The 19,414-nt window shown below is 39.1% G+C and carries 28 protein-coding genes; 25 read left to right on the top strand and 3 right to left on the bottom strand.

What is annotated here, in order from left to right; all coding sequences use genetic code 11:
- Nucleotides 1-29 precede the first annotated feature (29 nt).
- The 24 genes from F981_RS17940 (at nt 30) to F981_RS17830 (ending at nt 17,628) form a co-directional block, all read left to right on the top strand.
- Nucleotides 30-1,034: a phage major capsid protein, P2 family gene (locus F981_RS17940; protein ID WP_004723936.1), complete on the top strand. Its 1,005-nt coding sequence runs from the start codon at nt 30-32 to the stop codon at nt 1,032-1,034.
- A 2-nt stretch (nt 1,035-1,036) separates the two neighbouring features.
- Nucleotides 1,037-1,843: a phage terminase small subunit gene (gpM, locus tag F981_RS17935; RefSeq protein WP_004723934.1), complete on the top strand. Its 807-nt coding sequence runs from the start codon at nt 1,037-1,039 to the stop codon at nt 1,841-1,843.
- Nucleotides 1,844-1,958: 115 nt separating this feature from the next.
- Nucleotides 1,959-2,408 carry a head completion/stabilization protein gene (locus tag F981_RS17930; RefSeq protein ID WP_004723932.1) on the top strand — a complete coding sequence of 150 codons (450 nt, stop codon included), beginning with the start codon at nt 1,959-1,961 and terminating at the stop codon, nt 2,406-2,408.
- On the top strand, nt 2,405-2,638 hold the full coding sequence (locus F981_RS17925; RefSeq protein ID WP_004723929.1) for a hypothetical protein: 234 nt from the start codon (nt 2,405-2,407) through the stop codon (nt 2,636-2,638). Before F981_RS17930 ends, F981_RS17925 begins: the two co-directional genes overlap by 4 nt.
- A gap of 3 nt (nt 2,639-2,641) precedes the next feature.
- Entirely contained in the window at nt 2,642-2,854 is a 213-nt protein-coding gene (locus F981_RS17920; protein ID WP_004723928.1) for a tail protein X, read from the top strand.
- A 7-nt stretch (nt 2,855-2,861) separates the two neighbouring features.
- The gene (locus F981_RS17915) at nt 2,862-3,221 is read left to right on the top strand and encodes a putative holin (protein ID WP_004723926.1); all 360 of its coding nucleotides are present in this window, start codon (nt 2,862-2,864) and stop codon (nt 3,219-3,221) included.
- Nucleotides 3,218-3,490 (top strand): phage holin family protein, encoded by a 273-nt coding sequence (locus F981_RS17910; RefSeq protein ID WP_004723925.1) that lies wholly within the window; start codon nt 3,218-3,220, stop codon nt 3,488-3,490. The genes F981_RS17915 and F981_RS17910 overlap by 4 nt, the downstream gene beginning before the upstream one ends.
- A complete protein-coding gene (locus F981_RS17905) occupies nt 3,487-4,320 on the top strand; it encodes an N-acetylmuramidase domain-containing protein (protein WP_004723922.1) in 834 nt (277 codons plus the stop codon). Before F981_RS17910 ends, F981_RS17905 begins: the two co-directional genes overlap by 4 nt.
- The gene (locus tag F981_RS24255; protein ID WP_004723919.1) at nt 4,317-4,733 is read left to right on the top strand and encodes a hypothetical protein; all 417 of its coding nucleotides are present in this window, start codon (nt 4,317-4,319) and stop codon (nt 4,731-4,733) included. Before F981_RS17905 ends, F981_RS24255 begins: the two co-directional genes overlap by 4 nt.
- Nucleotides 4,681-4,854: an Rz1-like lysis system protein LysC gene (lysC, locus tag F981_RS24445; RefSeq protein WP_151027096.1), complete on the top strand. Its 174-nt coding sequence runs from the start codon at nt 4,681-4,683 to the stop codon at nt 4,852-4,854. Before F981_RS24255 ends, lysC begins: the two co-directional genes overlap by 53 nt.
- Nucleotides 4,851-5,354, top strand: coding sequence for a phage tail protein (locus F981_RS17895; RefSeq protein ID WP_004723916.1), 504 nt, complete (start codon nt 4,851-4,853; stop codon nt 5,352-5,354). The genes lysC and F981_RS17895 overlap by 4 nt, the downstream gene beginning before the upstream one ends.
- Nucleotides 5,354-5,800, top strand: coding sequence for a phage virion morphogenesis protein (locus F981_RS17890; RefSeq protein ID WP_004723913.1), 447 nt, complete (start codon nt 5,354-5,356; stop codon nt 5,798-5,800). The genes F981_RS17895 and F981_RS17890 overlap by 1 nt, the downstream gene beginning before the upstream one ends.
- Nucleotides 5,801-5,868: 68 nt before the next feature.
- A complete protein-coding gene (locus F981_RS17885; RefSeq protein ID WP_004723912.1) occupies nt 5,869-6,549 on the top strand; it encodes a phage baseplate assembly protein V in 681 nt (226 codons plus the stop codon).
- The gene (locus F981_RS17880; protein WP_004723909.1) at nt 6,546-6,893 is read left to right on the top strand and encodes a GPW/gp25 family protein; all 348 of its coding nucleotides are present in this window, start codon (nt 6,546-6,548) and stop codon (nt 6,891-6,893) included. The genes F981_RS17885 and F981_RS17880 overlap by 4 nt, the downstream gene beginning before the upstream one ends.
- Entirely contained in the window at nt 6,890-7,795 is a 906-nt protein-coding gene (locus F981_RS17875; RefSeq protein WP_004723907.1) for a baseplate assembly protein, read from the top strand. Before F981_RS17880 ends, F981_RS17875 begins: the two co-directional genes overlap by 4 nt.
- On the top strand, nt 7,792-8,403 hold the full coding sequence (locus F981_RS17870) for a phage tail protein I (RefSeq protein WP_004723906.1): 612 nt from the start codon (nt 7,792-7,794) through the stop codon (nt 8,401-8,403). The genes F981_RS17875 and F981_RS17870 overlap by 4 nt, the downstream gene beginning before the upstream one ends.
- 3 nt (nt 8,404-8,406) lie before the next feature.
- The gene (locus F981_RS17865) at nt 8,407-10,698 is read left to right on the top strand and encodes a phage tail protein (protein ID WP_004723904.1); all 2,292 of its coding nucleotides are present in this window, start codon (nt 8,407-8,409) and stop codon (nt 10,696-10,698) included.
- Nucleotides 10,699-10,802: 104 nt separating this feature from the next.
- On the top strand, nt 10,803-11,975 hold the full coding sequence (locus F981_RS17860) for a phage tail sheath protein (RefSeq protein WP_004723903.1): 1,173 nt from the start codon (nt 10,803-10,805) through the stop codon (nt 11,973-11,975).
- A 27-nt stretch (nt 11,976-12,002) separates the two neighbouring features.
- The gene (locus F981_RS17855; protein WP_004723900.1) at nt 12,003-12,518 is read left to right on the top strand and encodes a phage major tail tube protein; all 516 of its coding nucleotides are present in this window, start codon (nt 12,003-12,005) and stop codon (nt 12,516-12,518) included.
- Nucleotides 12,519-12,591: 73 nt separating this feature from the next.
- Nucleotides 12,592-12,933: a phage tail assembly protein gene (locus F981_RS17850; RefSeq protein WP_004723898.1), complete on the top strand. Its 342-nt coding sequence runs from the start codon at nt 12,592-12,594 to the stop codon at nt 12,931-12,933.
- Between the two features lie 8 nt (nt 12,934-12,941).
- The gene (locus F981_RS23420) at nt 12,942-13,061 is read left to right on the top strand and encodes a GpE family phage tail protein (protein ID WP_004723897.1); all 120 of its coding nucleotides are present in this window, start codon (nt 12,942-12,944) and stop codon (nt 13,059-13,061) included.
- A complete protein-coding gene (locus F981_RS17840; protein WP_004723896.1) occupies nt 13,058-15,931 on the top strand; it encodes a phage tail tape measure protein in 2,874 nt (957 codons plus the stop codon). The genes F981_RS23420 and F981_RS17840 overlap by 4 nt, the downstream gene beginning before the upstream one ends.
- 5 nt (nt 15,932-15,936) lie before the next feature.
- Nucleotides 15,937-16,362, top strand: coding sequence for a phage tail protein (locus F981_RS17835; protein ID WP_004723895.1), 426 nt, complete (start codon nt 15,937-15,939; stop codon nt 16,360-16,362).
- A complete protein-coding gene (locus tag F981_RS17830) occupies nt 16,363-17,628 on the top strand; it encodes a contractile injection system protein, VgrG/Pvc8 family (protein ID WP_004723894.1) in 1,266 nt (421 codons plus the stop codon). It abuts the gene before it with no gap.
- A 3-nt stretch (nt 17,629-17,631) separates the two neighbouring features.
- Here the strand turns inward: F981_RS17830 and F981_RS17825 are convergent, their stop codons facing one another.
- Genes F981_RS17825 through F981_RS23415 form a run of 3 tightly spaced genes read right to left on the bottom strand, consistent with a single transcriptional unit; the run spans nt 17,632 to nt 18,840 of the window.
- The gene (locus tag F981_RS17825) at nt 17,632-17,820 is read right to left on the bottom strand and encodes a hypothetical protein (RefSeq protein WP_004723892.1); all 189 of its coding nucleotides are present in this window, start codon (nt 17,818-17,820) and stop codon (nt 17,632-17,634) included.
- A gap of 44 nt (nt 17,821-17,864) precedes the next feature.
- The gene (locus tag F981_RS17820; protein WP_004723889.1) at nt 17,865-18,671 is read right to left on the bottom strand and encodes a DNA adenine methylase; all 807 of its coding nucleotides are present in this window, start codon (nt 18,669-18,671) and stop codon (nt 17,865-17,867) included.
- Nucleotides 18,634-18,840, bottom strand: coding sequence for a Com family DNA-binding transcriptional regulator (locus F981_RS23415; protein WP_016539462.1), 207 nt, complete (start codon nt 18,838-18,840; stop codon nt 18,634-18,636). Before F981_RS23415 ends, F981_RS17820 begins: the two co-directional genes overlap by 38 nt.
- Nucleotides 18,841-18,922: 82 nt before the next feature.
- Here F981_RS23415 and F981_RS17815 point away from each other — a divergent pair, with 82 nt between their 5' ends.
- Entirely contained in the window at nt 18,923-19,225 is a 303-nt protein-coding gene (locus F981_RS17815; protein WP_081401078.1) for an Ogr/Delta-like zinc finger protein, read from the top strand.
- The last annotated feature ends 189 nt before the right edge of the window (nt 19,226-19,414 follow it).

The raw sequence follows: 19,414 nt of genomic DNA, 5'->3' as shown, positions 1-19,414 counted from the left end.
CATCACTATAAATATAAAGAGTATCTAACATGCGTCCAGAAACACGTTTTAAATTCAATGAGTCAATGACTCAATTAGCCAAGTTGAATGGTGTAAGCAAAGTATCTGAAAAGTTTAATGTTGCACCAACGATTCAACAGAAATTAGAAGATAAAATTCAGTTATCTTCTGCATTTTTACAGAAAATCAATATTTTCTTAGTTCAAGAACAGTCAGGTTCAGCAGTTGGATTGGGTATTTCACGTCCAATTGCCTCACGTACAAATACGGACACGACAGATCGCCAAGCCAAAGACCCAACATCGATGGATGAGCGTTTTTATATGTGTCGTAAAACTGATTTTGATACAGCAATCAAATATCAAAAACTAGATCAATGGGCAAAATTTAAAGATTTCTATGCTCGTTTCAGTGGTCAAATTCAAAAACGCCAAGGTCTAGACCGTATCATGATTGGCTTCAATGGTACTTCTATTGCGACGACAACTGACATTATTGCAAATCCAAAACTGCAAGATGTAAACAAAGGCTGGTTGCAGAAGATGCGTGAAGAAAATTCTGAACGTGTGATGTCATCAGGTAAAATTGTTGGAAAAATTACCGTCGGTGCAACGGGTGATTATCACAATGTCGATGCTTTGGTGATGGATCTGACCAATGAAATGATTGATGAAGTGCATCAGGACAATCCAGATTTAGTTGTACTGTGTAATCGTAAAACATTGGCAGATAAGTACTTTCCGATTGTTAACAAAGAACAAGAAAACACGGAAAAATTGGCAGCTGACATCATCATCAGCCAAAAGCGTATGGGTAATTTGCCTGTTTATGCAGTACCGTTCTTCCCAGAAGATGCCATTTTGGTGACAACTTTTGACAACCTTTCAATTTATGTTCAAGAAGGTGCTCGTCGTCGTACTGTCATCGACAATCCAAAACGTGACCAAATCGAAAACTATGAATCTTCAAACGAAGATTATTACATCGAAGATTTGGGTCTTGCTGCAATGGCTGAAAAAATCGAATTGGTGTAATTATGACCCTAGCACGTCAGCATTTCCAAAAACATCAAGCCAAAAAAGCAGCCGAAACGGCTGCTGAGTTTGGCGCGATGCAAGACATGACGGCTTATGAGTTGCAGATGGTGCAACTCAATAATGATCGTCAACGTCTCAAACAAATCCAAGCCACCGCAGCTAAAGTTGTTTTAAAAACAGCTTTACTTCCAAATTATTTACCATATATCGAAGGCATTCTTGAAGCTGATAAATCTATTCAAGATGAAGTCTTTATGACTATTTTGGTTTGGTGTATCGATGTGGGTGATTATGCAAAAGCATTGTTATTAGCAGAGTTTGCTTTACGTCATAACATGATCATGCCCGATTCATTTAAGCGCAATACAGCAACTTATGTGGTTGAAACCATTGCTGAAGCATTTTTAAAACAACTTAAAACTGATGCTGCAGTTGATATTTCAGTTTTAGAACAAGTTGAACGATTGATTCTAAATCCTGATCTAGATCCAAAAGTATTGGATATGCCGAACCAAGCTAAAGCCAAATTGTATTTAGCTTTGGGTAAAGCCACAGTCAAATTAATTCAGAGTAAAGATGAACCAAGTGATGCGGATCTGGCACATGCACAATCAGCAGAAGCATATTTAACGTCTGCTTTTGAATTAGATGAAAAGTCTGGTGCTTTCGGTGAAATGAAAGCAACAAAGAAGTTTCTTGATAAATTTGCAGATCGCTTACCAAAACAGCCTGAACCTTTACTGAATAGTGATGGTTCACAAGTCGTAAATGACCAAGGTTCCTTGGTTTTTAAAACGACTGAATAAGTGCCCACGCACCGCATGGGCGAACAATTTCAGTGTCATTACATCGTAATACACACTTAGAGAGTTGTTCCCACCCATGCACTAAATTCAACAAAAACAGACGGCAGGGGACAGCATGGGATTCGTCGCAAATGGCAATACAACACCAAGTCAAATCATCATCGAAAGTGACTCGTTTTATCCGAGTGTTGGTCTTGACCATATCCGAGAAATTGTCCGTATTGACGGAGCTGTCACCAACGAACGACTTAAACAAACCATCATTGAAGAAGTCATCGACCTGAATCGTTTGCTTATTTCATTGCAAACCAATGTTGCCAAATTATCCGATTTATCCAAAACCATCATCGATGGCAAACCCGATACCGATTATTTATATCTTTCCGCAATTGCCAATGGTGTCGCAGCCAAGGTCAATGAGAACTATCGCAATTATGACAGTTCCAATTCAGGTGCGAAAAAAGCAGAGCAAGCGGAATGTACTGTGGATGATTATCGACGCAATCGACAATGGGCAATTCAACAGTTGCTCGGTGAAAACCACACCGTAGTGGAGTTGATATGAAAATGAATATTTCATCAAAGGAAACACATCAACGGGTTCATTTCTATCGTTTTTCTCAGAAAGAGTTAGAACGACTTGCACTTGAAAGAATTGCTACTGAACTTGGTTTGGATTTGCAATCTAAAGCAATTCAACCTGAGGCACGTGTTCTTACTCAAAATAATGGGATTAATCCAACGATGTATGAATGTGAAATTCGAATTGTAGAAGTATTGGATTGTAAGGATTAGTTCATGGCTAAAACCATCACTGCTCTACAGAACGACACGGTCGATGCGATCTGTTGGCGCGAGTACGGTCGTAGCTCAGGCGTGGTCGAAATGGTTTTAACTGCCAATCCCAAACTTGCTGAATTTGGTCCATTTATTCCAATGGGGACACAAGTCACATTGCCTGAAATTGAAACACCGCAACAAACAAAACAAACCATAAACCTATGGGACTAATAACAAAATGCCAGAACCAACCACAACAGCAGCTGCAACAGCAATCACTTTAAGTGCAGCTTCACTTTTACCCTTTATCAACGGCAATGCGTTGTTGGGCGCAGTTTTTGGCGCAGCACTATTTGCTACGACTAAAAAAGATCTAAAACCCTTACAACGTATGCTGACTATGCTTTTAGCAACGGGCATTGGTTACTTGCTTACACCAGAGATTACAACTCGAACATTTATCACCAATGACGCAACAGCTGGCATGGTCGCAGCCATTTTCTCACTCCCAATCATTTTGAAAATCATGGTGTGGGTAGATCAGTCCAACTTAACAGACATCATCAATAAAATTTTTCGTGGTGGAGGATCATCATGATGGAACAATTATTTCAATTCATCGCACTGATTGCATACATGATCTGCGGTGCTCGTATCATTTGTTTTAATCCAACTGGCCTGCGACATCGTCGTGGTTATTCCATTCTTGCCACCATTTTGATTGGTGCTTTCATGGGACAAACCATCCATATTTTATTTTATAAAGATCCTGTAACCCTGTGGGATGCAATATTTGCAGTTTTGCTTTGTGTCTTGATTTTGCGCACAAAAGGTAATGTGGCCAAGCTGATCTGGAGTGCATCATGAGTTTAATTAAATTTGGTGCTCGAGGAGATGCTGTCGTTATTATCCAAAAGCAGCTTATAGCACTTGGTTTCATGGGATTAAATTCAAAACCACTTAATCCCGATGGTGACTTTGGTACAAATACCGAATATGCCGTGATTCAGTTTCAGCGAAAACATGGCTTAGTCGATGATGGTAAAGTGGGTGATAAAACCCGTACAGCCTTAATGGGTGGCAGTACTGATAAGTTTTTAAAAGGTGCAGACTATCTAAATGCTGCAGTTCGTCTCAATGTTCCAGAACTCAATATTCGTGCCTTTGGTGCAACTGAAGCTCGTGGTGTTGGTTTTCTAAAAAATGGTAAGGCCAAGATTCTATTTGAACGCCATAAAATGTATTCATACTTGGTTAAATTTAAAGGCAAAGCCTTTGCCAATGAACAAATGCGTTTATTTCCAAATCTGGTCAACACCGCAACTGGTGGGTACAAGGGCAATGAAGCTGAATATACCCGTTTATCACTTGCTAAAAATATCCACGAAGAAGCTGCACTTATGTCCTGTTCTTGGGGGCAGTTCCAAATCATGGGTGAAAACTGGCAAGACCTCGGCTACAAATCCGTATTTGATTTTGTTGAGCAAATGCAATCCAGTGAGTCTTTACAGTTAGAGGCTTTCATCCGTTTCATTGAGACTAAAAAGGGTTTACTGACAGCTTTACAAAAAGAAGATTGGGACACAGTCTTCCGTTTATACAACGGTCCTAACTATAAGAAACTCGGTTATGAAGCTAAATTCCTTACGGAACGAGCGCATCTTGAACCCATCTACGGAGTGCAAAAAGCATCATGATCGCTTTAACTGTGCTTCGCCCATTTGCAAAGCCAATATTGGCTTTGCTTTTATGTTTAATAGTATTTTTAATGTTTAAACATTACATCCATGTTCAGCAAAAAATTGGTCAGTTAGAACAACAACTTGTAGAAAAACAACAGCAGCTGCAAAGCCAAGATCAAACACTTGAAAAAATCCGTACCCAAGTACTTGAGCAAAGCCGATCCATTGCAGAATTACAAAAAGCACAAACAGAGATTCATAGTAATTATGAACAGCGCAAAGTTACGCTGAACGAGATATTTACCCATGATCAAGACAGTAAAAATTGGGCTATTCAGCCTGTGCCTGACGCAATTCGTGGCATGTTCAACAGCAATGCCAAATCACCAGGTGCAAAAACTCTATCCAATGCTCAGCCCATGCACTAAACCAATTTTTGTATTGAATACCAATCAAGACTTGGTTTTTGCGCTAGAACAAACCGAATTGGCACGTTCACTTTGTGCAGCACAAGTAGACGCGGTCATAAAAATTCAGGAACAACCATGAAAAAACTGGAAAGCCTACGCACTCACATGCTTAACGCAGTTAAAGAATTACAGCGTGATCCTGAACGAATGCTGATTTTTACTGAAAAAGGCAACGTCCGTTGTACTTTGGCCAACGGGCTTTCATTTGAATATGTCTATGATCTCAATTTGATTTTAACTGAATATGCTGGAGATATGGACGCAGTCATGATTCCATTGCTTGATTGGGTGCGTGTCAATCAGCATGAATTATTAGTCAACTTAGAAAAAAGCAAAGATGCATTTAAGTTTGAGACTGTGATTTTAGACAACGGTACCGTAGATTTAGCATTGACACTTCCACTCACAGAACGAGTCATTGTCAAACATAATGATGATGGCACTTTAAGTGTTTCATTTCCTGACGAGCCTCAGTATGACAAAGCATTACCATCGCAAATTTTTAAAATGATCGACAGTAAAACAGGACAAACATTAGCAGAGTGGATTTCAGCAGAACCAGAGGAACAATATTTCTAATGGCAGAACTCGAAGCACTTACAGAACATCTGGGTAGTATGCTGAATCAACTCAGTGATCAAGAGCGACGCAAATTAGAAATGCATATCGCTCGAAAGTTACGAGCATCACAAAAAAGTCGAATCACAAAACAACAAAATCCAGATGGTTCGACCTATGTTCCAAGAAAGTTTCGTCTCCGGGACAAGAAAAATAAAATCAAAAATAAAATGTTTAATCTGATTAAAAATGCCAAATACATGCGCTTTGAGCGCACAGCCCAAGGCATCGCCATTGGTTTTGCAGGTCGTGTGGCATTTATTGCCCGAGTTCATCAATACGGTTTACGCGACAAAGTCGAAAAAGATGGTCCAACTGTTCAATATGCCAGTCGAGAACTTTTAGGATTTACGACAGAAGAAATGGATATGATTGAAACAGAAGTATTTAAACTTATTTCAAAATGATTTGTAAAAAGCGTTAATACAACAGCCACCACATGCAATAAAAAAATGACTGCAACACGATTGCAGTCATGAGTGCAGACCTATTACGACGTCTTGAAAACCTGATTCGTTTAGGAAAAATCAAGACCGTAGAACCGACAAAACCCTTTCTGACAGTGACCGTCCAAATTGGCGAGATTACCACTGCAAAAATCCGTTATCTCAATTTACGTGCAGGCAATGACAAAACCTTTGACCCACCATCTATTGGTGAAGAGGTCATCGTTTTAAGTCCATGCGGTGTATTAGAGATAGGTATTGCAATTGGTGGCTTGAACAATGCAGATAATCCAGTGTTATCACAAGATTTAAATAAAAATATACGTCTATTTTCTGATGGTTGCATGATTTCTTATGACACCAAAACTCATGCATTAGAAGTGATTTTACCTAGCAACGGTACTGCTGTTTTAACTGCAAACAGTGGTGTAACTGTCAATGCCGATAGTGGCGTGACTGTCAATGCCAATTCAGGTGGGGCAACCATCAATGGTGATACCACCATCAATGGCAATGTCCAAGTCAATGGCAGTACAGCCATGACAGGAAACAATACAGTCGGTGGCAGTCAACTTGTACAGGGCAGTAGCCATTCAACAGGAAACTTCAGTACCGAGGCTGACGTAACTGCAGGTGCTATTTCATTGAAGTTGCATAAAACATCAGGTGTTAAATCAGGTGAGGAAACTTCGGGAGAACCCTTACCATGATTGATAAAAATACAGGTAGAAGCCTGGAAACAGAACAACAGTCTATCCAACAATCATTGCAAGACATCATCACTACACCCATTGGATCTCGTGTCATGCGACGCGAGTACGGATCTCTCATTTTTGAATTGCTCGATCAACCAATTAATGATGTCTTGGTTTTGAAATGTTATAGCGCAATTTATACAGCGGTTTCTCGTTGGGAAGATCGGATTAGTATCAGTCAACTTTATATGTCGAGTGTTGAGGGGAATGGATTGGTATTCGACATCGAAGGCTTATCCCAAATCACAGGTCAACAAATGAATCTTAGAATTCCATTAAATATGGGAGCAGGCGCATGAGTGTGGATTTTAGCCAACTGCCAAAGCCCAATTTTGTCGATGAAATCGATTACGAACAAATATTGGCAGAACGTAAAGCATTTTTGATCTCGCTGTATCCACCAGAGGAACAAGACGCGATCACGATTTTATTGGGCCGTGAATCAGATCCACTGCACAAATATCTACAAGAAAATGCTTATCGTGAAATGGTATTGCGGACGCATATTAATAAAAAAGCGCTGGCAACACAGTTGGCGTTCGCAGAAGGTGCAGATCTAGACGTTTGGGGTGCAAATTTTGATGTTTCACGTTTGCTTATTACTCCAGCAGATAATTCAGTCACACCACCTGCACCTGCAGTTTATGAAACCGATGAAAATTTCCGTTACCGCATTCAGAAAAAATTAGATGCTTTGAGTACTGCAGGACCAGAATCATCTTATGAATATCATACGCTGTCAGCAGATGGGCGTGTGGCGGATGTTAAATGTAGTTCACCATCACCAGCACATGCGCTATTGACCATTTTGCAGCATGACACAGCAAATAATGCATCTACACCAGAGTTGAATAATATCGTTTTAAATTCGGTTTCTGCTGAAAAGAAACGTCCTACAGGTGACCGTGTTCAAGTACAGTCCGCTGAAATTATAAACTACATTGTTGAAGCTGTTTTAGTCACCAAAAATGTCCCTGAAACTGACTCAGTCTTATCCGCTGCGACAGCCAATATTAACAATTATACCAAAACCCCAAAGCGCATCGGTAAAGGCGTGTTCTTCTCAGATATCTATTCAGCATTGAAAGTATCAGGTGTTGAACGTGTTGAGTTAGTCCATCCAATTGAAGAGGTTCATATCAATAACTTTCAGGCAGCCTTTTGTACTGAAATAAAACTTAGTGTGAGGAATGAGCCATGAACTTACTTCCTCCAAATGCCACAGATTTTGAGCATAAAATTGTCGAAACCTCAGCTCAAATGACAGAACTCAATGCGGATCTATCTCGCTTAATTCGGATTGATGATGCGCCCAGTGATTTTTTATCCATTTTGGCATGGCAATTTTCTGTAGACCGTTGGCAGGATGATTGGCCAGATGAAGTAAAACGCGCCCAAATCAAAAATTCGATCAAAGTACATCAACACAAAGGCACCAATTACGCCTTACGTCAAATCGTTGAAAGCTTCGGTTATTCACTCACTGTACATGAGTGGTGGCAAGAGTTACCAATGAGTGAACCTGGTACATTCCAATTGACTATTGATACAAATGGTAAGTCATTATCAGAAAAATCATATAACACATTGGTTGAACTTTTACATGATGCTAAGCCACTAACGAGAGAGCTTAAAGGTGTGGAAATTAATGTAATTGCAGTAAATGGTGACACCAATGTTGCTGTTGCAATGTATGACGGTGAAGACGTAACAATTTACCCAAAGCAAGACGAAACAACCCCAATCATTTATCCAATTTTTGCTCATTACGGGCATGACGAAACAACTATCTATCCAAAAAGAGCATAAATTATGGCTGGTGAACAATATTATTCAGTATTTACAGAACAAGGTTTAGCTTTACTTCGTGAAGCAATTCAGCATGGTACTAAATTAGGTATTACTGAAATGTCATTCGGAGATGGTAATGGTAGCCTGCCTGTTCCAAGTGCGAATTTTACTAAATTAGTGAATGAAGTGTATCGAACCCAATTAAACTCTCTCGCACCAGACCCAAACAATAAAAATTGGTTACGTGCTGAGGCTATAATTGCCAGTGCTATTGGAGGTTTTAACATTCGTGAATTAGGTTTGTGGGCCGGTAATGTTTTGGTTGCATACTCGAATTATCCGCCAACATATAAACCGAACCCTTCAGATGGTACAGCAAGAATCATGACATTCCGTATGATTCTTCAGATAGATAATACAGCCAATTTCGAATTAAAAATTGATGCTGATATTGTGATGGCGACAATCCGTACAGTTGAAGAAGCAAAACAAGAAGCAATAGATCATGCAGATAAAACAAAAGTCACACTTGTAAGTTCGATTCAAGAGCTACTCAATATCGAAGTATGGGAAGCAAGAACTGTTTATTTAAAATCTTATGAGGAAGGGCAAAATCTAGGTGGAGATACATTTGTATATAAAGCTACACGGCAACTTGAAAATGATGGTGTAAGTGTTTTTTACGGGTGGGAACGTCAAAAAAATTCAAATATATTTTTAATTGAAGATGCTGGTTATACCAATGCCACACAAGATTCATCTGAAATTATCAAAAGAATTATGAATTTATCTAAAGTTAAACATATTTCTATTGATTTTGGCTCAGACCGAGATTTTCTACTTGAAAACTCAATTTTAACTGAAAACTCAAAAGGCATTACTGCACTAGGTCGAAATGTAAAAATTAAGTTAAAAAATAATAGTGATACTTCTGGATATACTACATTCGATATAAAAACAATTGGTGAAGCTTTAGTTCTGTTTGATGGTATAAGTATTGATGGTTCAAATACGCCTCAAGATCTATTTGCTAACACTGAATATTATAAAACACCAAGAATGAATGGATTTGATATTTATGCAAAAAACATTATTTTAAGAAATATTAAGATGTCAAACTGGTATGGTTATGCAAGTCGTTACTTTGACTATAAAAATATTTTATTAGAAAATATTGATATTAATAATGTTGGTGGGCATTGGTATTTAAATAATGATTTTGATGCATTTGCCGATGCATTCTATTTTGGTAGACGTTCGGGCGATGCAAAAGTAATTATGAATAATATTCGCGCTGAAGCAAAAATGAAAGATACAACATTATCACGCTGTGGCATAACAATTGAAAATTTAAGTGATCAAATAGATGAGAAATTTTCACTTATTGGAAATAATGTCCTTCTAAAAAACTTTGATAGAGTTGTTCATATCGAATCAAACAAAGGCATCATTGATATATCTTTCAATACTTCTGAATTATTTGGGAATGTAATTTTTTTCTCTTTTGCCAATGTCTTAAAGCCTCAAATTTCAATCAATAATAAAACTAAAGTTTCATTTTTTGGACAAACGTATTCAGGTTCTGTCGGTTTGGCTAAAGAATGTAGCGTGGTTGTTAATAATTCAGAAATTGATTGTAAGAATTTACCCACGAGTGGATTACCATCAATTGCACAAGCAGCTTCTGATGTATCAATATTAAACAATTCAATTGTTAAAAATATTAGTGGTCTTATTTCTGAAAATTCTTCTGTTTTTGCTCAAAACTCTAGACTAGAGTTTACGGAATTAAACAATGATTACTACTTTTGGCAATCAAAAGCCGAATTTGATACTTGTAGCTTAGTCAATATCGATTCAACAAAAATAAAAAATATGTCTTCAGTTCAATCTCAACCTGTGATTAAAAACTGTGATGTAAAAAATCTAAGTTTCAACCAAAATTGTTATCATAAAAACAAATCTAGATTATATTTAGATTCTGCCTTAAATGGCTATTCACAAAATATTTTTGATTTATCGAGTGCCGATATTTATGTGGATGAAAAACTATTTTGTTTATCAAATGACTTAAATATAATTTCAGATAATTTAAAATTTTCTGATTTAGATCAAATTGTTCTAGAAGCTGATTATTATGTAAATAGTCCAATACCACTATTAAATGCACCAGTATCTTTTTCTGAATACCAAGTTCAAGTCAAAGTTTTAGATAAAATCACAAAAACTTTGATGCAGACAGTTGTAAATATTGTTGATTCCAACGTGAAGAAAAGAATTAGAAAAAATTTGACATGGACAAATTGGGTCTAGTTTAGTTGTAAAAAGCCTTAATACAACTGCATTTAACTGACAATATATAGTCAATTTGTAAGCCTGTGATCTGAAAACATAACAACAGATCACAGGCTTTTTATATGGCTACAGATTCATACCATCATGGTGTCCGAGTCCTTGAACTCAATGAAGGCACACGACCAATCCGTACAGTTTCCACTGCTGTGATCGGATTGGTTGCAACTGCAGAAGATGCAGATGCAGCAGCTTTACCTCTCAATACTCCAGTACTTGCTACAGATATCAAAACGGCTTTGGACAAAGCAGGTGAAAAGGGAACACTTGCACGTTCTTTACAAGCCATCGCAGACCAAACCAATGCGATTACTGTCATTGTGCGTGTAGACCAAAAAACCACAGAAGCTGAACAAAACTCAGCAATTATCGGTGGTGTTGAAAATGGTCGTTATACAGGCATGAAAGCCTTATTGGCAGCAGAACAAAATCTGAAAGTACGACCTCGTATTTTGGGTGTTCCTGGTCTAGATACTGCACCTGTGGCAACGGCTTTAAACTCAATTGCTGAAAAGCTTCGAGCATTTAACTACCTGTCTTGTTTTGGCTGTGAAACAAAAGAAGAAGCAGCTGCATATCGTGAAGCAATTGGTGCAAGAGAAACCATGCTGATTTATCCCGACTTTTTAGGATGGGACACAGCCACATCAAAAACCACGACATTTGATGCCACTGCTCGAGCATTAGGTTTACGTGCCAAAATTGATAATGAAACAGGTTGGCAGAAAACACTTTCCAACGTTCCCGTCAACGGTGTAACAGGTATTTCTCAAGATATTTTTTGGCAATTGCAGTCCATGGATACCGATGCTGGTTACCTCAATAGCAACGAAATCACCACATTGATCCAAAAAGATGGCTTCCGTTTTTGGGGTTCTCGTACATGTTCAGCAGATCCGCTTTTCGCCTTTGAAAACTACACCCGGACAGCACAAATTCTTGCCGACACCATGGCAGAAGGGCACATGTGGGCAGTAGATAAAGACCTTCATCCATCATTGGCTAAAGATATTGTCGACGGCATCAATGCCAAATTTCGTGATTTAAAAAATGGTGGCTACATCATTGATGGGGAATGTTGGTTTGATCCAGCTGTTAATTCTAAAGAGTCGCTAAAATCAGGACATTTACTGCTTGATTATGACTTTACGCCAGTACCACCACTGGAAGACCTTACTTTACGTCAGCGTATTACAGACCGTTATTTGGCTGACTTCGCTTCACGTATGACTGCGTAACAGAAGAATAAAAAAGGATAAAATGACATGGCTTTACCTAAAAAATTAAAAATGATGAATCTGTTTAATGAAGGTAATTCATACCTTGGCCAAACAGGTGAAGTCACTTTGCCAAAACTCGGACGTAAGTTGGAGGCTTGGCGTGGCGGTGGGATGGACGGCAGTATCAAGTGGGATGCAGGCATGTCAGATGACATGATCGAATTTGCTTGGAAACTTGGTGGTATAGACCCATTGGTGATCGGGCAATACGGTGCTGCAACTGTTGGAGCAATTGGTTTACGTTTCGCTGGATCCTATCAGCGTGACGACACCGGAGAAACTACGGCACTCGAAATGGTTGTACGTGGCCGTCATGAAGAAATTGATTTTGGTAATTCAAAACCCGGTGATGATACTGAACTTTCGATTAAAACGGTCTTGTCATATTACAAATTATCAATCGATGGCAAAGCCATGATTGAAATCGATATTCCAGGCATTGTATTCAAAGTCGATGGTGTCGATATGTATGAAAAACATCGCCAAAACATTGGTATCTAGTTTTCCTACCCTTCTGTAGTCCAGTGCTGCAGAAGGTTTTTTTACATCAACTTTTATATTTATGGAATTTGCCATGCAAACTCAAGAACAAATCGAAAACTTACAAGCAATTCAGCAAGATGTGGAAATCGTGGATTTAGATTCACCTATTAAAATTGGTGGGCAAGAAATTAAGTCAGTCGAAGTCCGTAAACCATCAGTTATTGCACTGCGAAAAGTCCGAATTGCCGACATTTTAAATGGTGATGTCAACTCCATTTGTACCTTATTGCCTTTGTGTACAACGAATCCAACATTGACCAAACAACAGCTCGATACACTTATAGATCCAGTTGACATCATTCAAATGGGTGGTGCAATTATCACTTTTTTGCAACCGAAATCAGTACGTGCGGAAATTGCACTCCAACAGTAGAAGATGCCATGGCAAATATTGCGGTGGTGTTTCACTGGTCACCGCAAGCCTATGAAGGTATGTCACTCAGTGAATTGATGGAATGGCATCAAAAAGCCATTGAACGAAATGGGTCAGATGCCGAATGAAACAATTAAGATTAGAAGTCATTTTTGGCTCAAAGAACAATACATTAAGTCCTGCACTTAGAGCGATCCTTGGTAGTAGTAATGCTGCTACCAAGGCGTTAAAAAAAACACGTGACGAGATTCGAAAGCTCAACGAACAACAAAAGAAAATAGACGGTTACCAAAAACAAAAAAAAGCCGTTCAAGATCAAGGCAAAGCCTTACAAGATTTACAGAACCATATTAAAAGCCTTCGACAGCAGATGAAAACCAATCCGTCTGCAGACTTAACACGTGACTTCGAAAAATCTGTTAAAAAAGCTAAAAAACTTAAACAAGAGTACGAACGCAATCGCATAGAACTTCAGCGAATGCGTACAGAAATGAATAATGCAGGTTTATCTACAAATCGGCTGTCGGAGCATCAGCAACGTCTGCGAAATGATTTAAATCGAGCGAATCAGTCTATGCGTGAGCAAGAACAACGCTTACAACGTATGACACAGATGCAACAGAATTATGAACGTCATGCAGGTCGGTTAAGAGCAACTGCTGGTTATGGCATGGGTGCAGCGATGACAGGTGCAGGCGCGCTATATACCATGCGTAAACCAATTGAAGAATCCAAACGTACAGATGTTGAGGAGCATCGCATTGCATCCCTCGGGTTAGGTAAAAAAGCGACTGAAGAAGCCATTTTGTATGCTAAAGCAATGAAAACTTATGGGACTTCAACCTTAGAAAACTTAACTTTAGTTCGTGATGGGATTACTGCTTTTGGTGATGTGCACCATGCGGAGATGGTTGCACCAACATTGGCAAAAATGAAATTTGCAAATGAAGCCATGTTTGGTAGTGAAGGTGGGGCTGAAAATGAAAAAAAATTCATGGACATGCTTAAAGTCATTGAATTACGTGGTGGCTTAAAAAGTGAAAAAGCCTTCAATGATCAAGCCAATATTATTCAACAAGTGATTACCGCAACAGGTGGACGTGTCCAAGGTGAAGAATGGCTGAATGTCATTAAAACAGGTGGTATTGCTGCAAAAGGCATAGATAACAAAGCTTTTTATTACAAGATGGAACCACTGGTACAAGAAATGGGTGGATTCCGTGTTGGTACGGCTATGATGTCGGCGTACCAAAACTTATATCAAGGTCGTACAACTCAACGTGCGATGGGTAATTTGGACAAATTTGGCTTGATTGGAGATCCGTCTAAAGTCAAACACAACAAAACAGGTGATTTGTCATATTTAGACATTGGGGCAATCAAGGGCGCAGACCTTTTCAAGAAAGATCAATTCGCTTGGATGGAACAAGTTCTTGTGCCTGCACTAAATGCTAAAGGCATCACTAAAGAGGGAGATGTGGTCGATGCGATCGGGAGTATTTTCTCAAATCGTACAGCATCAAACTTATTTGCACAGATGTATCAACAAAGAGATCAAATTCATAAAAATGCCAAGCTAAATGAAGGTGCAAATAACATTGACCAGTTATATGCGCAAGGTAAAGACACAACGACAGGTAAGGAACTGGAAGCCAAAGCCAAACTGCATGATGCTTATTTACGCTTTGGCCAAACCATCTTACCGATTTATACAAAAGCCATTGAAGTTGCAACATCTGCACTAGCAAATTTCACAGGGTGGATGGAGAGAAATCCAACTTTAGCAAAAGCACTGGGTGCAGGACTGGTATTCATTGCTGTAAGCCTTGTGGCCATTGGTGGTGCTTTAGCTGTTTTCTCACCTTTAATTTTAGGCATGCTCAGTCTACGGCTCATTTTAGCTTCGACTTCAACAGCTGCAGGTTTATTTTCACGGGTGTTTGCAGCAGCTCCAGTCGTACTCAATATTTTAAAGTCAGCCTTAATGGGTATCGGTCGAGTATTTTTATTTTTAGGCCGTGCATTACTCATGAACCCGATCGGCTTAGCAATCACCGCCATCGCTGTTGCAGCCTATCTTATTTATAAGAACTGGACACCGATAAAGGCATTCTTTATCAACTTATGGAGCGGTATTAAAACTGCATTTAATGCTGGCGTGTCGTTTATCAAAGGTATTCTTCAAAGTATTGATCAAACCTTTGCAGATAATCCAATTTTGAACTTTTTAATGCCCTTTATTGGCATACCACGCATGATCATTGCCAACTGGGAACCAATCAAAGCCTTTTTTGGTGGATTATGGACACATATTTCAACCATTTTTGCACCGATTGGCCAGTGGTTTAGTTCACGAATGACAGAGGTGAAAACGGCATTTTCAGGTGGAATCACAGGCATGAGTGCATTAATCATAAACTGGTCACCATTTGGGTTATTTTATGCTGCTTTCGCTAAAGTCTTGTCATGGTTTGGCATTGAACTACCTGCCAAATTCACAAGCTTCGGTAGCATGATCATTGACGGTTTGGTGAAAGGGATTCAAGCAGGCTTTGAAAAGCTCAAATCTTTATGGGCAACCATCAATAGTTGGATGCCAGACTTTATGAAAAAGACGATGGATATCCATAGTCCGTCACGTGTCATGGCTGGGCTTGGTGGACATATCATGTCGGGTTTACATGGTGGTATAGAAAAAGCCTTTCCAAATCTCAAAGCCAAGTTTGCAGAAGTAATCAGCGTATTTAATCCTAACTCTGAACTATTGCAAAAGATCAATGTCGTACCTGCATTGGATAAAATCCAAACTTCCCCACGATTAGCAACGACCAGTATAGGTGGTGGTATGACGATCCAAGGCGACACCATCACCATCCAAATCAACACAACACCGGGACAAAACATTCAACAGATTCAAAACATGATCGAAAACGTGCTTAACAAACGTGAACGCGAAAAAATGGCACGAGTGCGTAGCAGTTTTAAAGACCAGGAATAATAAAAATGATGATGATTTATGGCATGTTCGTATTTTCGATACCAACCGCCACTTACCAAAGCCTACAACGTAGCAATACTTGGAATCATGTCAGCAATAACCGTGTTGGTGACATGCCTGCATATCAGTATGCAGGCAAAGGTGAAGACAGTATTACACTTGAAGGTTCAATCGTACCCGAGTTTGGTTCACCCATGTCATTGACGGCAATGCGATTGATGGCAGACACAGGAAAATCATTTCCGCTTATCTCAGGGAGTGGCAAGATTTATGGCTTATGGGTGATTGAATCGCTAAATGAAACACAAACCTATTTCTTTAAAAATGGTAAACCACGGCTGGTGGAATTCAGCCTAACATTAAAGAAAACACAAACCGCAGGTGTACTCATTGGCAACGTATTGGGATCAATAGTGGGGAGTATTCTTTAAATGTCACTGCTTGGTATGGCTACTACTGCCATTAACTTTATCAGCAACAAACTTGATGCCAGTTACCCTCATGCTTTTTATAAAATCGTGGTCAATGGAGTAGACATCGGCGGTCTGGTTCAAACACGTTTAATGCGCCTAACTATTACGGACAATCGTGGTATCGAAGCAGACACAGTTGAGATAGAACTTTCCGATCACGATGGTTCACTGGGTATTCCGCCAAAAGGTGCGGATATGGAAATATGGATTGGTTGGAGCAATGAAGGCTTGGTCTACAAAGGCAAGTACGCCATCAAAGAGAGAGAGCACTCAGGTGTGCCCGACGTTCTTACTATTCGAGGCGCAGCTGCAGACCTAAAAGCCACATTTAAAAAGAAAAAAGAGCGCAGTTTTGACAACAAAACCATTGCAGATATTATCAATACCATTGCCAGTGAGCAAAACCTCAAAGCCATTATTCATGACAGCTTGGGGCAGATCACACTGGCACATATTGACCAAAACGAATCAGATGCCAACCTCATCACACGTATAGCAGACGAGCATGATGCGATGGCGACCGTAAAAAACGGCTATTTATTATTTATGCCAAAAGGTGAAAGTAAAACCATTTCAGGCTTAGATCTGCCCACATTTTTTATCACACGTAATATGGGCGACTCACATCGTTGGTCAGACACGGACGGTGCAGACGAAGTCAGTGGTGTCACGGTTTTTTATTATGATAATGACAAAGCCGAACGCCAAAAAGTTACAGTCGGTATGTCAGACGAAAACACCCGTGAACTTCGCAATATTCAACGAGATGAAAAATCCGCTAAACGTGTGGCACAGTCAGAGTTCAATCGGATTAAATCTAAGTCGGCAACATTCAGTTATAAACTAGCCTACGGTAAACCTGACCTCATTCCTGAAATGCAGGTACAGTTTATGGGCTTAAAGTCAGAAATAGACGATATTATTTGGCTCGGTTCTCGTGTTGTACATACATTATCTGCAGACAATGGTTTTGTGACGGACGTTGAAATTGAAGTCTATTTACCCGATTCAGATGATTTATCCGAACTGGTGGACGACGACTCAGGCAGTTACACAGGGATTTTGGCGTATTATAAAGACGGAAAAAACACAGGTAAGGTCACACAGGGCGATCAAACTACACCAAAGCGTTTAACCTATTTGTATAAAAACAAACAGACAGCAACGACTGCAGCAGCGAGAGAATTTAAAGCCATGCAAGCTGAAAAGAATACGACAAGCTAACCTTTAATAGTACCAATACTGACCATTGTAAAAAACGCTGCGAGCTTCAGCATTATGGCGAAGCTCAATACCATCCCAACCAAATACTTTGACAATCTTATCTTTATTATCTTTTAAGCAGGGTAAATCATTCATTCTTGAATCACTCTGCCTTACACGTACCCAACCATTTTTTAAATTTTCTTCAGCCATAAAAAATCCCTCATATTGAGGGATTAGTTTAAATCAGATTTAAATCAAAAATTGGTAATAATCAACTCATTCCCATTATGTTCTTCATGCGCTGCTTTATTATTTACAGACCAACGGATCTTCTTATGTTGGATTTTATAATCTTGAAACAGCTCCCGAACTTCAGGGGTATCGTTCAAACTGAGAATAAATTTACCTTGTATTTTGTCCAGGTAATCTTTCAAATCATAAAAGTCCTGTTTCGACCAAATTCCTTTGCCATACACATTTTCACAGTCCCAGTACGGTGGATCTAAGTAGAATAATGTATCAGGACCATCAACACGTTTAAGCACATAGTCATAACTGGCATTTTCAATCACCACATTTTGCAACCGGGTGTGAATCGACTGCAGATGTGCGCGCAGATCCTCACCGAGTTTCAAACGGCTTTTACGGTCACGACTATAACTGAATGAGCCATCCAACTGACATCCAAAAGCTGAACGTAATAAATAATAGAACTTGGCAGCACGTTGGATATCAGTTAAACCACGGTCATTTTTACGCATTTCATTAAAAACAGTTCGTGAAAATAATGTATTTTCAAACTCAGTCAAAAACGCATCAAAGTGATATTTCAGAACACGATATAAGTTAATCAAATCGTCATTGATGTCATTGATCACTTCAACAGGCGATTCAGTCTTTTTAAACAGTACCCATCCTGCACCACCAAACACTTCAACATACGTTTTATGTTCGGGCATGATGTCTATGATCGTTCTTGCCAGTTGAGATTTTCCACCAAGCCAACCTGAAAAGCTGTGACCCTTAGGATTGTATTGCGGTATTACAGAAGTGTTGCTCATCGATCTTACCTGTTTCGATGTGACGCTCATTTTGGCGTTCAGGTAAGGCACTCGGGGTGCTCTGGAAGTTATTTAACGTTTTACAACGTGGACATTTGATCTCGATATGATCAAATGTCCCTATTTTAGCGAGTAGCTTAAAACAGCACTTACATTTCACATTTTGCATGAAATTTTTCTACACAAGAAAAACCAAACAAATAGTATAAAAAATATATAAAAAGAACAAATATTTCACCGTATTATTTATAATGGTATTTAAATTTGTTCTGTATAGGCGATTCGTGAAAAGACCTAATTTTAAATGCCCACACTGCGGATCGTCTATGTATATCCGCAGTAGCCGACAACAACATCCTTTACTTCGTGCTTTGGGCTTGCAGTGTAGTAATTTTTGCTGTGGTTTTTCTGCAGGTGGAAACTTTGAGATTACACATCAAATCTCAGCCAGCGCCACGCCCAATCCAATTATCCAACTTCAAACACTCGATCAAATCAATGCAGAACGGAAAGCTGCTAATGATGAACACATGGAAGATCAAAAAGATGGCTGAGTTTTTACTTTTTTCTTTCGAGCTAAGAGCGCTTATCAACGTGTATTTATTTTTTAAATTTGTTAATGGCCTATAGGATTTAAAAATGATTTTTGACTATTCAATTAATTGGTTTGCATTTTTCGAATGGCTTATTCGAGGTTTTATATTTGGTGTTGGTTTCATGCTTGCTTTGATTATTTCTATTAA

The sequence above is a fragment of the Acinetobacter guillouiae CIP 63.46 genome, from assembly GCF_000368145.1.
GTDB lineage: Bacteria > Pseudomonadota > Gammaproteobacteria > Pseudomonadales > Moraxellaceae > Acinetobacter > Acinetobacter guillouiae.
This window is presented reverse-complemented; position numbering and strand designations above follow the sequence as displayed.

Coding starts and splice junctions, on each gene's coding strand:
- F981_RS17940 (WP_004723936.1), top strand. CDS start 30: ATGCGTCCAGAAACACGTTTTAAATTCAATGAGTCAATGACTCAATTA.
- gpM (WP_004723934.1), top strand. CDS start 1,037: ATGACCCTAGCACGTCAGCATTTCCAAAAACATCAAGCCAAAAAAGCA.
- F981_RS17930 (WP_004723932.1), top strand. CDS start 1,959: ATGGGATTCGTCGCAAATGGCAATACAACACCAAGTCAAATCATCATC.
- F981_RS17925 (WP_004723929.1), top strand. CDS start 2,405: ATGAAAATGAATATTTCATCAAAGGAAACACATCAACGGGTTCATTTC.
- F981_RS17920 (WP_004723928.1), top strand. CDS start 2,642: ATGGCTAAAACCATCACTGCTCTACAGAACGACACGGTCGATGCGATC.
- F981_RS17915 (WP_004723926.1), top strand. CDS start 2,862: ATGCCAGAACCAACCACAACAGCAGCTGCAACAGCAATCACTTTAAGT.
- F981_RS17910 (WP_004723925.1), top strand. CDS start 3,218: ATGATGGAACAATTATTTCAATTCATCGCACTGATTGCATACATGATC.
- F981_RS17905 (WP_004723922.1), top strand. CDS start 3,487: ATGAGTTTAATTAAATTTGGTGCTCGAGGAGATGCTGTCGTTATTATC.
- F981_RS24255 (WP_004723919.1), top strand. CDS start 4,317: ATGATCGCTTTAACTGTGCTTCGCCCATTTGCAAAGCCAATATTGGCT.
- lysC (WP_151027096.1), top strand. CDS start 4,681: ATGCCAAATCACCAGGTGCAAAAACTCTATCCAATGCTCAGCCCATGC.
- F981_RS17895 (WP_004723916.1), top strand. CDS start 4,851: ATGAAAAAACTGGAAAGCCTACGCACTCACATGCTTAACGCAGTTAAA.
- F981_RS17890 (WP_004723913.1), top strand. CDS start 5,354: ATGGCAGAACTCGAAGCACTTACAGAACATCTGGGTAGTATGCTGAAT.
- F981_RS17885 (WP_004723912.1), top strand. CDS start 5,869: ATGAGTGCAGACCTATTACGACGTCTTGAAAACCTGATTCGTTTAGGA.
- F981_RS17880 (WP_004723909.1), top strand. CDS start 6,546: ATGATTGATAAAAATACAGGTAGAAGCCTGGAAACAGAACAACAGTCT.
- F981_RS17875 (WP_004723907.1), top strand. CDS start 6,890: ATGAGTGTGGATTTTAGCCAACTGCCAAAGCCCAATTTTGTCGATGAA.
- F981_RS17870 (WP_004723906.1), top strand. CDS start 7,792: ATGAACTTACTTCCTCCAAATGCCACAGATTTTGAGCATAAAATTGTC.
- F981_RS17865 (WP_004723904.1), top strand. CDS start 8,407: ATGGCTGGTGAACAATATTATTCAGTATTTACAGAACAAGGTTTAGCT.
- F981_RS17860 (WP_004723903.1), top strand. CDS start 10,803: ATGGCTACAGATTCATACCATCATGGTGTCCGAGTCCTTGAACTCAAT.
- F981_RS17855 (WP_004723900.1), top strand. CDS start 12,003: ATGGCTTTACCTAAAAAATTAAAAATGATGAATCTGTTTAATGAAGGT.
- F981_RS17850 (WP_004723898.1), top strand. CDS start 12,592: ATGCAAACTCAAGAACAAATCGAAAACTTACAAGCAATTCAGCAAGAT.
- F981_RS23420 (WP_004723897.1), top strand. CDS start 12,942: ATGGCAAATATTGCGGTGGTGTTTCACTGGTCACCGCAAGCCTATGAA.
- F981_RS17840 (WP_004723896.1), top strand. CDS start 13,058: ATGAAACAATTAAGATTAGAAGTCATTTTTGGCTCAAAGAACAATACA.
- F981_RS17835 (WP_004723895.1), top strand. CDS start 15,937: ATGATGATGATTTATGGCATGTTCGTATTTTCGATACCAACCGCCACT.
- F981_RS17830 (WP_004723894.1), top strand. CDS start 16,363: ATGTCACTGCTTGGTATGGCTACTACTGCCATTAACTTTATCAGCAAC.
- F981_RS17825 (WP_004723892.1), bottom strand. CDS start 17,820: ATGGCTGAAGAAAATTTAAAAAATGGTTGGGTACGTGTAAGGCAGAGT.
- F981_RS17820 (WP_004723889.1), bottom strand. CDS start 18,671: ATGAGCAACACTTCTGTAATACCGCAATACAATCCTAAGGGTCACAGC.
- F981_RS23415 (WP_016539462.1), bottom strand. CDS start 18,840: ATGCAAAATGTGAAATGTAAGTGCTGTTTTAAGCTACTCGCTAAAATA.
- F981_RS17815 (WP_081401078.1), top strand. CDS start 18,923: ATGGTATTTAAATTTGTTCTGTATAGGCGATTCGTGAAAAGACCTAAT.